The sequence below is a fragment of the Pseudomonas sp. GL-RE-26 genome, assembly GCF_019956275.1.
Classification (GTDB): Bacteria; Pseudomonadota; Gammaproteobacteria; order Pseudomonadales; family Pseudomonadaceae; genus Aquipseudomonas; species Aquipseudomonas grandcourensis.
The window spans coordinates 34,989-47,169 of record NZ_JAHBDI010000025.1 but is presented as its reverse complement, the minus strand read 5'-3'; the positions used below and the strand labels follow the sequence as shown (position 1 = coordinate 47,169).

8 protein-coding genes are annotated in these 12,181 nt (G+C 60.8%); 7 read left to right on the top strand and 1 reads right to left on the bottom strand.

The window, feature by feature from the left end:
• Positions 1-57: 57 nt before the first annotated feature.
• Complete coding sequence (locus KGB07_RS17230; protein ID WP_223466061.1) at positions 58-1,392, bottom strand: TRZ/ATZ family hydrolase; 1,335 nt, start codon at positions 1,390-1,392, stop codon at positions 58-60.
• Between the two features lie 108 nt (positions 1,393-1,500).
• Here KGB07_RS17230 and mtnA point away from each other — a divergent pair, with 108 nt between their 5' ends.
• The 7 genes from mtnA to cmk all read left to right on the top strand — a co-directional run bounded on the left by mtnA (position 1,501) and on the right by cmk (position 12,106).
• Positions 1,501-2,577: an S-methyl-5-thioribose-1-phosphate isomerase gene (gene mtnA / locus KGB07_RS17225; RefSeq protein ID WP_046042600.1), complete on the top strand. Its 1,077-nt coding sequence runs from the start codon at positions 1,501-1,503 to the stop codon at positions 2,575-2,577.
• 416 nt (positions 2,578-2,993) lie between these two features.
• A complete protein-coding gene (gene gyrA, locus KGB07_RS17220; RefSeq protein WP_046042601.1) occupies positions 2,994-5,648 on the top strand; it encodes a DNA gyrase subunit A in 2,655 nt (884 codons plus the stop codon).
• A 230-nt stretch (positions 5,649-5,878) separates the two neighbouring features.
• Positions 5,879-6,964: a 3-phosphoserine/phosphohydroxythreonine transaminase gene (serC, locus tag KGB07_RS17215; RefSeq protein WP_046042602.1), complete on the top strand. Its 1,086-nt coding sequence runs from the start codon at positions 5,879-5,881 to the stop codon at positions 6,962-6,964.
• The gene (gene pheA, locus KGB07_RS17210) at positions 6,964-8,058 is read left to right on the top strand and encodes a prephenate dehydratase (RefSeq protein ID WP_007939916.1); all 1,095 of its coding nucleotides are present in this window, start codon (positions 6,964-6,966) and stop codon (positions 8,056-8,058) included. Before serC ends, pheA begins: the two co-directional genes overlap by 1 nt.
• Before the next feature lie 13 nt (positions 8,059-8,071).
• Positions 8,072-9,184: a histidinol-phosphate transaminase gene (gene hisC, locus KGB07_RS17205; protein WP_223466059.1), complete on the top strand. Its 1,113-nt coding sequence runs from the start codon at positions 8,072-8,074 to the stop codon at positions 9,182-9,184.
• 28 nt (positions 9,185-9,212) lie between these two features.
• The gene (locus KGB07_RS17200) at positions 9,213-11,420 is read left to right on the top strand and encodes a bifunctional prephenate dehydrogenase/3-phosphoshikimate 1-carboxyvinyltransferase (RefSeq protein WP_263290452.1); all 2,208 of its coding nucleotides are present in this window, start codon (positions 9,213-9,215) and stop codon (positions 11,418-11,420) included.
• Positions 11,417-12,106 (top strand): (d)CMP kinase, encoded by a 690-nt coding sequence (cmk, locus tag KGB07_RS17195; RefSeq protein ID WP_007985391.1) that lies wholly within the window; start codon positions 11,417-11,419, stop codon positions 12,104-12,106. Before KGB07_RS17200 ends, cmk begins: the two co-directional genes overlap by 4 nt.
• Positions 12,107-12,181 lie beyond the last annotated feature (75 nt).

Below are 12,181 nucleotides of genomic sequence, written 5' to 3'. Positions count from 1 at the left end.
GTTTAAGTCCTCTAAAACTTGAAAAATCCTGTTGCCCCGGATTGTGCTCCAGGGTGCTTACGATTCGGTGCGGCCGCTGATGCGCTGGCCCCAGGCCCTCGCGACAGCGCCAAGCTGTTGTTCATCCAGGCGTGTCAGGCGACGGTCGTCGAGCAACTGCTTGCCGGCAACCCAAAGGTGTTTCACGCAGTCCCGGCCGGTGGCGTATATAAGCTGCGAAACCGGGTCGTAGACCGGCTGCTGGGCCAGGCCGGAGAGATCGAAAGCCACCATGTCCGCGGCCTTGCCGATTTCCAGCGAGCCGGTTTCGGCCTCGATACCCAGTGCCCGGGCACCGTTGAGGGTGGCCATGCGCAAGGCGCGATGGGCATCCAGCGCGGTGGCCGAGCCGGCAACAGCCTTGGCCAGCAGAGCCGCGGTGCGGGTTTCGCCGAGCAGGTCCAGGTCATTGTTGCTGGCCGCGCCATCGGTGCCGACCGCGACATTGACCCCGGCCTCCCACAAACGCTCGACCGGGCAGAACCCGCTGGCCAGCTTCAGGTTCGACTCCGGGCAATGAATCACATTGCTGTTGCTTTCTACCAGCAGCGCCAGGTCTTCTTCGCTGATCTGGGTCATGTGAACCGCCTGGAAGCGCGGCCCCAGCAAGCCCAGGCGCGCCAGCCGGGCCAGCGGTCGTTCACCGCGCTGCTCGACCGATTGCTGCACTTCAAACGCCGTTTCATGCACGTGCATGTGGATCGAGGCGTCCAGTTCCTCGGCGATCACCCGGATTTTTTCCAGGTTTTCGTCACCTACGGTGTAGGGCGCATGGGGGCCGAAGGTGATTTTGATGCGCTCGTGGTGCTTGAGATCGCCAAACAGTTCAACGCCCTGACGAATGGCTTCGTCCGCGGTAGCGGCGCCTGGAATGGGGAAATCGAGGATCGGAATCGCGATCTGCGCGCGAATACCGCTGTTGTGCACGCGCTCGCTGGCAACCTTCGGGAAGAAGTACATGTCAGAGAAACAGGTGATGCCGCCTTTGATTTGCTCGGCGATGGCCAGATCCGTGCCGTCGCGCACGAAATCCTCGTCGACCCACTTGGCTTCGGCGGGCCAGATGTGGTTTTCCAGCCAGGTCATCAATGGCAGGTCATCGGCCAGGCCACGGAACAGCGTCATCGCCGCGTGCCCGTGGGCATTGATCAGGCCGGGGCTGAGCAACATGTCGGGCAATTCGCGGGTTTCGGTTGCGTTAAGCTTCAGCGCGGCGGAACGTGGGCCGATAAACACGATGCGTCCATCACGGATGCCCACGCCATGTTCCTTGAGCACAACACCAGCAGGTTCGACGGGTACCAGCCAGGTCGGCAGCAATAACAGGTCGAGCGCAGCGGCAGTGTTCGGCATCGAGGGTCGGTTCCAGTGCTTTTGTATAGGATGGCGAAGTATACCCGAGCGTCTTCGCGGGGGGATCGCTATAATCGGCGGCTTTTGTTCAAGAGTGCGGGGTGAGGGATGCGCGATCGACTGTTGGCTGCGGAAAAGGTAAAGGCCATCGATTGGCGTGATGGCGCTCTCCATCTGCTGGATCAGCGCATTTTGCCGTTCGAGGAAACCTGGATCGCCTACACCAGCGCTGCTGGCGTGGCCGAGGCCATTCGCTCGATGGTGGTGCGCGGTGCTCCGGCGATTGGTATCAGTGCGGCTTATGGCATCGTACTGGCTGCCCGTGCCCGTATTGCCGAAGGTGGTGACTGGTACGCGGCGCTGGAAGAGGATTTCATGCTGTTGGCCGATTCTCGTCCTACCGCGGTCAACCTGTTCTGGGCGCTGGGTCGCATGCACGACCGGCTTGATCGCCTGAAAGACAATGCCGATCCGCTGGCGGTGCTGGAGGCCGAGGCTATCGCCATTCATGAAAGTGATCGCGAAGCCAACCTGACCATGGCCCAGCTGGGTGTGGACCTGATCCGCAAGCATCAGGGCAACGCCCAGGCGATCCTGACCCACTGCAACACCGGCGCGCTGGCCACGGGCGGCTTTGGCACGGCGTTGGGGGTGATTCGTGCAGCATTCATCGAGGGTATGGTCGAGCAGGTCTATGTCGACGAAACCCGCCCATGGCTACAGGGCTCGCGGCTGACCGCGTGGGAACTGGCCAATGAAGGCATTCCAGTAACCCTCAATGTCGATTCTGCCGCGGCGCATATCATGAAGACCAAAGGCCCTACCTGGGTCATCGTCGGCGCTGACCGGATTACCGCCAACGGCGACGTGGCGAACAAGATCGGCACCTACCAACTGGCGGTCAACGCCATGCACCATGGCGTGCGCTTCATGGTGGTGGCGCCGAGTTCGACCATCGACATGAATCTGGCAAGTGGCGATGAGATCCCGATTGAAGAGCGTGATGGTCGCGAGTTGCTGGAGGTCGGCGGCAAGCGCGTCGGGGCTGATGTTCATGCCTTTAACCCGGTGTTCGACGTGACGCCGGCGGATCTGATCGATGCGATCGTCACCGAAAAAGGCATTGTAGAACGCCCGGATACGGCGAAAATGGCGCAGTTGATGTGCCGTAAACGTCTGCATTGATAATCTTTGGTGTCTGGTAAGCCGCCATCGCGAGCAAGCTCGCTCCCACAGGTTTTGTGACCGCCGCAGGACACTGTGGGAGCGGGCTTGCCCGCGAAGAGGCCCTTAAAGCCAACAAATCAGCCCGAATCAGCCACAAATTCTCCATTCAACACAGCTCTAAGCCTCTCTCGTCCCCTTCAAGCCTGTCACCGGTCAACTAACTACTCTCCATGCGCATCTGGGGGATAGGTGCGTGGCGGCTCTTGTGATAACATCCGGCGGTTTCCAGGGTTGCCCCAAGTGGCGACCCGTACTGCACAGATCCATGGCATAACTCGTTGATTTGTTGTAAGCCAATGCATGGCACTGAGCCTGCAGCGGCGAGCTTCGTTGGTCCTGACGAAGTTTCACCAGAAAAAGGAATCAGGCTTCTCATGGGCGAACTGGCCAAAGAAATCCTCCCGGTCAATATCGAAGACGAGCTGAAGCAGTCCTACCTCGACTACGCGATGAGCGTAATTGTCGGGCGGGCACTGCCGGATGCGCGCGATGGCTTGAAGCCCGTGCACCGGCGCGTGCTGTTCGCGATGAGCGAGCTGGGCAACGACTTCAACAAGCCGTACAAGAAATCTGCCCGTGTTGTCGGTGACGTGATCGGTAAGTATCACCCGCACGGTGATACCGCGGTGTACGACACCATCGTTCGGATGGCGCAGCCATTCTCCCTGCGCTACCTGCTGGTAGACGGCCAGGGCAACTTCGGTTCAGTGGACGGCGACAACGCTGCGGCCATGCGATACACCGAAGTGCGCATGACCAAGCTGGCGCACGAGCTGTTGGCTGACCTGCATAAAGAAACCGTGGACTGGGTGCCGAACTACGACGGCACCGAAATGATCCCGGCGGTCATGCCGACCCGTATTCCCAACCTGCTGGTCAACGGCTCCAGCGGTATCGCCGTGGGCATGGCGACCAACATTCCGCCGCACAACCTCGGTGAAGTCATCGACGGTTGCCTGGCGCTCATCGACAATCCAGAGCTGACTGTCGACGAGCTGATGCAATACATCCCCGGTCCGGACTTCCCGACCGCCGCGATCATCAACGGTCGCGCCGGCATCATCGAAGCCTACCGCACCGGTCGCGGTCGCATTTACATGCGCGCCCGCTCGATGATCGAAGACATCGACAAGGTCGGTGGCCGCCAGCAGATCGTCATCACCGAACTCCCTTACCAGTTGAACAAGGCGCGTCTGATCGAGAAGATCGCCGAACTGGTAAAAGAGAAGAAGCTCGAAGGCATCACCGAACTGCGCGACGAGTCCGACAAGGACGGTATGCGCGTCGTGATCGAATTGCGTCGCGGCGAAGTGCCTGAGGTCATCCTCAACAACCTCTACGCCCAGACCCAGCTGCAAGCGGTGTTCGGTATCAATATCGTTGCGCTGATCGACGGCCGTCCACGGATCCTGAACCTCAAGGACCTGCTGGAAGCCTTCGTTCGTCACCGTCGCGAAGTCGTTACCCGCCGTACCGTGTTCGAGCTGCGTAAAGCCCGCGAACGTGGTCACATTCTGGAAGGTCAAGCGGTTGCCCTGTCGAACATCGACCCGGTCATCGCCCTTATCAAGGCCTCGCCAACGCCGTCGGAAGCCAAGGAAGCGCTGATCAGTACTGCCTGGGAATCCTCTGCCGTGGTGGCCATGGTCGAACGTGCCGGTGCCGACTCTTGCCGTCCAGAAACCCTGGACCCGCAATACGGCCTACGCGACGGCAAATACTTCCTGTCGCCAGAACAGGCGCAAGCCATTCTGGAACTGCGTCTGCACCGTCTGACCGGTCTGGAACACGAAAAACTGCTGGCCGAGTATCAAGAGATCCTCAACCAGATCGGCGAACTGATCCGCATCCTCAGCAGCGCCACGCGTCTGATGGAAGTGATCCGCGAAGAGCTGGAAGTGATCCGCGCCGAGTACGGCGATGTGCGTCGCACCGAGATCCTCGATGCCCGTCTCGACTTGACCCTGGGTGACATGATCCCGGAAGAAGAGCGCGTCGTGACCATCTCCCACGGTGGCTACGCCAAGACCCAGCCATTGGCTGCGTATCAGGCTCAGCGTCGTGGCGGTAAAGGCAAGTCGGCGACCGGCGTCAAGGATGAGGACTACATTGCTCACCTGCTGGTTGCCAACAGCCACACCACGCTGCTGCTGTTCTCCAGCAAGGGCAAAGTGTACTGGCTGAAAACCTACGAAATTCCGGAAGCGTCCCGCGCTGCCCGTGGTCGTCCGCTGGTCAACCTGCTGCCGCTGGACAGTGATGAATACATCACCACCATGCTGCCGGTCGAGGAATACACCGAAGGTCACTTCATCTTCATGGCGACTGCTAAAGGCACCGTGAAGAAGACCCCGCTGGAATCCTTCAGTCGTCAACGCAGCGTCGGTCTGATCGCGCTGGAGCTGGACGAAGGTGACGTACTGATCTCTGCCGCCATTACCGATGGCGAGCGCGAAGTCATGCTGTTCTCCGACGGCGGCAAGGTTACCCGTTTCAAGGAAACCGACGTTCGCGCCATGGGCCGTACCGCTCGCGGTGTCCGCGGCATGCGTCTGCCGGAAGGTCAGAAGCTGATTTCCATGCTGATCCCGGAAGAAGGCAGCCAGATCCTCACCGCTTCGGCGCGTGGCTACGGCAAGCGCACGGCGATCACCGAGTTCCCTGAGTACAAGCGTGGCGGCCAGGGCGTTATCGCCATGGTCAGCAACGAGCGTAACGGCCGTCTGGTCGGTGCAGTCCAGGTACTCGATGGCGAGGAAATCATGCTGATTTCCGACCAGGGCACCCTGGTGCGTACCCGTGTCGACGAAGTGTCCAGCCTGGGTCGTAACACTCAGGGCGTGACCCTGATCAAGCTGGCCAACGACGAAACACTGGTCGGGCTGGAGCGGGTTCAGGAGCCGTCGGAAGTCGAGGGTGAAGAGCTGGAAGGTGAAGAGGGTGAAGGGTTTGTCGGGGAAGTCGTGATCGACGACGTTGCCGAAGACCAACAACTCGACGCCGCCGCTGACGAAGAACCACAGGAATAAGCGGGTAAGCAGGGGGCGGATGAAAATTCGCCCCCTTGTTGTTTGTCCCTTTGAATAATTATGTCCCTTCTGTAGGAGCGAGCTCGCTCGCGATGGACGTTAACGATAACGCGGGAAGCCTGGCATCCCGCGGCGTCCTCAGGTTTTTCGCGAGCAAGCTCGCTCCTACAGGGTGTCGATTGATGTTGCGATTTATTGCGTGATACCACCAAATCAGAGCGAGATTGGATGTGAGCAAGAGAGCCTATAACTTCTGTGCCGGTCCTGCGGCGCTTCCCGAAGCTGTCCTGCAGCGCGCCCAGGGTGAACTCCTCGACTGGCACGGCAAGGGTCTGTCGGTCATGGAAATGAGCCATCGCAGTGATGAGTTCGTGTCCATCGCCACCAAGGCCGAGCAGGATCTGCGTGATCTGCTGAATATCCCCTCGAACTATAAAGTGCTGTTTCTGCAAGGTGGCGCCAGCCAGCAATTCGCTCAGATTCCTCTGAACCTGTTGCCGGAAAACGGCTCGGCCGACTATATCGATACCGGTATCTGGTCGCAGAAAGCCATCGAAGAAGCTTCGCGCTACGGCCATGTCAATGTTGCCGGCACCGCCAAGCCTTACGACTATTTCGCCATTCCCGGCCAGAACGAATGGAAATTGTCGAAAGACGCGGCCTACGTTCACTACGCGCCGAACGAAACCATCGGCGGCCTGGAGTTCCAATGGATTCCCGAGACCGGTGATATCCCGCTGGTCGCCGACATGTCCTCGGACATCCTGTCGCGCCCGGTGGATGTTTCGCGCTTCGGCATGATCTACGCCGGCGCCCAGAAAAACATCGGCCCGAGTGGTATCGTGGTCAACATCGTTCGCGAAGACCTGCTGGGTCATGCGCGCTCCATTTGCCCGACCATGCTCAACTACAAGGTCGCGGCCGATAACGGTTCGATGTACAACACCCCGCCGACCCTGGCCTGGTACTTGTCTGGCCTGGTATTCGAGTGGCTCAAGGAGCAGGGCGGCGTCGAGGCCATCGGCAAGCTCAACGAAGTCAAGCAGCGCACGCTGTATGGCTTCATCGATGCCAGCGGCCTGTACAGCAACCCGATCAACAAGTCGGACCGCTCGTGGATGAACGTGCCGTTCCGCCTGGCTGATGATCGTCTGGACAAGCCGTTCCTGGCCGGTGCCGACGAGCGTGGCCTGTTGAACCTCAAGGGGCACCGTTCCGTGGGTGGCATGCGCGCCTCCATCTATAACGCCGTCGACATCAACGCCGTCAATGCGCTGGTTTCGTACATGGCAGAGTTCGAGAAGGAACACGGCTAATGTCTGAGCAAGAACTCAAGGCACTGCGCCTGCGCATTGATGCCCTGGACGAAAAGGTCCTGGAACTGATCAGTGAGCGTGCGCGCTGCGCCCAGGAAGTCGCGCGAGTAAAGATGGCCTCGCTGGCCGAAGGCGAAGTGCCGGTGTTCTATCGTCCTGAGCGCGAAGCTCAGGTGCTCAAGCGTGTCATGGAGCGCAACCAGGGGCCGCTGGGCAACGAAGAGATGGCGCGGTTGTTCCGCGAAATCATGTCGTCGTGCCTGGCGCTCGAGCAGCCGCTGAAAGTGGCTTACCTCGGCCCTGAAGGTACGTTCACCCAGGCGGCGGCCATGAAGCACTTCGGCCACGCGGTGATCAGCAAGCCGATGGCGGCGATCGACGAAGTGTTCCGTGAAGTGGCGGCGGGGGCGGTGAATTTTGGCGTGGTGCCGGTGGAGAACTCTACCGAAGGCGCGGTCAACCACACCCTCGACAGCTTCCTTGAACACGACATGGTGATCTGCGGCGAAGTCGAGCTGCGTATCCACCATCACCTGTTGGTCGGTGAAAACACCAAGACCGACAGCATCAGCCGCATCTACTCCCACGCCCAGTCCCTGGCCCAGTGCCGCAAGTGGCTGGACGCCCATTACCCGAATGTCGAGCGCGTGGCGGTGTCCAGCAACGCCGAAGCGGCCAAGCGGGTCAAGGGTGAGTGGAACTCGGCGGCGATTGCCGGCGACATGGCGGCCGGCCTGTACGGCTTGACCCGTCTGGCCGAAAAAATCGAGGACCGCCCGGATAACTCCACGCGTTTCCTCATGATCGGCAACCAGGAAGTGCCGCCGACCGGCGACGACAAGACCTCGATCATCGTTTCGATGAGCAACAAGCCGGGTGCGCTTCACGAGTTGCTGGTGCCGTTCCACGACAATGGCATCGACCTGACGCGAATCGAGACTCGTCCGTCGCGCAGCGGTAAATGGACCTACGTGTTCTTCATCGACTTCGTCGGCCACCACCGCGACCCGCTGGTCAAGGGTGTGCTGGAAAAGATCAGTCAGGAAGCAGTGGCACTCAAGGTGCTGGGTTCCTACCCGAAAGCAGTTCTCTAAGGGGCGGTAGCAAATGAGTGGCAATTTCCTCGCTCTGGCACAGCCGGGCGTGCAACAACTTTCGCCTTACGTTCCGGGCAAACCCGTGGACGAACTGGCACGTGAGCTGGACCTCGATCCAGCCAGCATCATCAAGTTGGCGAGCAACGAAAACCCGCTGGGCGCCGGCCCCAAGGCGCTGGCGGCGATTCGCGATGCGCTGGCCGAGCTGACCCGTTATCCGGACGGCAACGGTTTTGCCCTCAAGAGCCTGTTGGCCGAGCAGTGCCGCGTCGAACTCAACCAGGTTACGCTGGGCAACGGTTCCAACGATATCCTGGAGCTGGTTGCGCGTGCCTACCTGGCGCCGGGCCTGAATGCCGTGTTCAGCGAGCATGCGTTCGCGGTCTACCCGATTGCCACCCAGGCTGTCGGCGCGCAGGCCAAGGTGGTTCCGGCCAAGGATTGGGGGCATGACCTGCCTGCCATGCAGGCAGCCATCGATGCCAACACCCGCGTGGTGTTCATCGCCAACCCGAACAACCCGACCGGGACCTGGTTCGACGCCGAGGCGCTGGATGAATTCCTGCAGGATGTGCCGGAGCATGTGCTGGTCGTACTGGACGAGGCTTACATCGAATACGCCGAAGGCAGCGATCTGCCGGATGGCCTGGACTTCCTGGCGGCTTATCCGAACCTGCTGGTTTCCCGCACCTTCTCCAAGGCCTATGGCCTGGCGGCGCTGCGCGTGGGTTATGGCTTGTCCACGGCGGTGGTCGCAGACGTGCTGAACCGTGTACGCCAGCCGTTCAACGTCAACAGCCTGGCCCTGGCCGCGGCCTGTGCGGCGTTGAAGGACGAAGAGTATCTGGCGCAAAGCCGTCAGTTGAACGAGTCCGGCATGCAGCAACTGGAAACCGGTTTCCGTGAGCTGGGGCTGAGCTGGATCCCGTCCAAGGGCAATTTCATTTGCGTCGATCTCGGTCAAGTCGCGGCCCCGGTGTTCCAGGGCTTGCTTCGTGAAGGCGTGATCGTGCGTCCGGTGGCCAACTACGGCATGCCGAACCACCTGCGCATCACCATTGGCCTGCCGGCAGAGAACAGCCGCTTCCTGGAAGCGCTGACCAAGGTTCTGGCTCGTGGTTGATGTCACTGCGCTGCAATCTGCTGAGCCTATGATCGGTCGCCTGGTGGTGGTCGGTCTCGGTTTGATCGGCGGTTCGTTTGCCAAGGGTTTGCGTGAAAGCGGTCTGTGCCGCGAAGTGGTCGGAGTCGATCTCGATCCACAATCGCGCAAACTCGCGGTTGAGTTGGGTGTGGTGGATCGCTGCGAGGAGGACCTGGGCGTTGCTTGTCAGGGCGCCGACGTCATCCAACTGGCGGTGCCGATCCTGGCCATGGAAAAAGTGCTCGCGCGTCTGGCGGGCATGGATCTGGGGCAGGCGATCCTGACCGATGTCGGCAGTGCCAAGGGCAATGTGGTGCGTGCGGCCACCGAAGCATTTGGCAAGATGCCGTCATGCTTCGTGCCGGGGCACCCGATTGCCGGTTCAGAGCAGAGCGGGGTGGAAGCCTCCAATGCCGAGCTGTTCCGTCGCCACAAAGTAATCCTGACGCCGCTGGATCAGACCGATCCGGCAGCCTTGGCGGTAGTCGACCGCTTGTGGCGCGAGTTGGGTGCCGATGTCGAGCACATGCAGGTCGAGCGTCACGACGAAGTGCTGGCCGCGACCAGCCATCTGCCGCACTTACTGGCGTTCGGCCTGGTCGATTCGTTGGCCAAGCGCAATGAAAATCTTGAGATCTTCCGTTACGCTGCGGGCGGTTTCCGCGATTTCACAAGAATCGCCGGAAGCGACCCGGTCATGTGGCACGACATCTTCCTCGCCAACCGCGAAGCTGTCCTGCGCACACTCGATACATTTCGCAGCGATCTCGACGCATTGCGCGACGCGGTCGATGCAGGGGATGGGCACCAATTGTTGGGCGTTTTCACTCGCGCCCGGGTTGCCCGCGAGCATTTCAGTAAAATCCTGGCCCGCAGGGCCTATGTGGACGCTATGAATTCCAACGATCTGATTTTCCTGGCTCAACCTGGTGGCCGCCTGTCCGGTCGGATTCGCGTACCGGGTGACAAATCGGTTTCCCACCGTTCGATCATGCTTGGCTCCCTGGCCGAAGGCGTCACCGAAGTCGAAGGTTTCCTGGAGGGCGAAGATGCCCTGGCGACCTTGCAGGCGTTCCGTGACATGGGCGTGGTCATCGAAGGTCCGCACCACGGTCGCGTGACCATTCACGGCGTCGGCCTGCATGGCCTGAAGCCGGCACCGGGCCCGATCTACCTGGGCAACTCCGGTACTTCGATGCGTCTGCTGTCCGGCCTGCTGGCTGCGCAGAACTTCGACAGCACCCTGACCGGCGACGTTTCGCTGTCCAAACGCCCGATGAATCGCGTGGCCAACCCGCTGCGTGAAATGGGCGCGGTAATCGAAACCGCCGCTGAAGGTCGCCCTCCGATGACCATTCGTGGTGGCAACAAGCTCAAGGGCCTGACCTACACCATGCCGATGGCCAGTGCCCAGGTTAAGTCCTGCCTGCTGCTTGCCGGTCTGTATGCCGAAGGCAAGACCACGGTTACCGAGCCTGCTCCGACCCGCGACCATACCGAGCGCATGCTTCGTGGCTTCGGCTACCCGGTAACGGTCAACGGTGCGACCGCATCGGTCGAGTCCGGCAATAAACTGACCGCGACCCACATCGAAGTACCGGGCGATATTTCGTCTTCGGCGTTCTTTCTGGTGGCGGCATCGATCGCCGAAGGTTCGGAGCTGGTGCTGGAGCACGTCGGCATCAACCCGACCCGTACCGGCGTGATCGACATCCTGCGCCTGATGGGCGCCGACATCACCCTGGAAAACCAGCGTGAAGTGGGTGGCGAACCGGTGGCTGACTTGCGCGTACGTGCAGCTAAACTCAAAGGTATCGAGATTCCCGAGGCGCTGGTCCCGCTGGCGATCGACGAGTTCCCGGTGTTGTTCGTCGCCGCGGCCTGTGCCGAAGGGCGCACCGTGTTGCGTGGCGCCGAAGAGCTGCGGGTCAAGGAGTCGGATCGCATCCAGGTCATGGCGGATGGTTTGCTGGCGCTGGGCGTCAAGTGCGAGCCAACCTCGGATGGCATCATCATCGACGGCGGCCAGATCGGCGGCGGTGAAGTGCACGGTCATGGTGATCACCGTATTGCCATGGCGTTCAGCGTTGCTTCGCTGCGCGCCAGTGCGCCGATCCGCATTCATGATTGCGCCAACGTCGCGACGTCGTTCCCGAATTTCCTGGCGCTGTGCGCACAGGTCGGTATTCGCGTGGCACAAGAGGCACAGTCGTGATCAACATTGCACCGGTCATCACTATTGATGGGCCAAGTGGTTCGGGCAAGGGTACGGTAGCCGGGATTCTGGCCAAGCGCCTGGGCTGGAACCTGCTGGATTCCGGTGCGTTGTACCGATTGCTGGCCTTCGCCGCGCATAACCACGGTGTCGACCTGACCAATGAAGAGCTGCTGAAGAAACTCGCCGCTCATCTGGATGTGCAGTTCATCGCGGCGACGGACGGTCAGTTGCAACGCATCATTCTGGAAGGTGATGAAGTCAGCGATGTCATTCGCACCGAAAGCGTCGGTTCCGGCGCTTCCCAGGTGGCTGCGCTGCCCGCTGTACGCGAGGCGCTGCTGCAGCGCCAGCGAGCCTTTCAGGAGGCACCGGGCCTTGTGGCGGATGGTCGCGACATGGGCACAGTGGTTTTTCCTGACGCGCCGCTGAAGATTTTTCTGACCGCCAGTGCCGAGGAACGGGCGCGCCGTCGATATTTGCAGTTGAAGGGCAAGGTCGAGGGTGTTAGTCTGTCGAGTCTGCTAGATGAGATACGTGCGCGCGATGAGCGTGACACCCAGCGAGCGGTAGCCCCGCTCAAACCGGCGGCTGACGCCATACAGCTGGATTCCACGGAATTATCCATCGACCAGGTGCTGGAACGCATCATGAGCGAGATCGCCATTCGCGATATCGCCGGGTGACCAAGAAGGCCGCAGGGGACCAGTCATAGTCCTGCGGTGGCTTCTTTTAAATGAAACTAACCCACACCGTCTGGG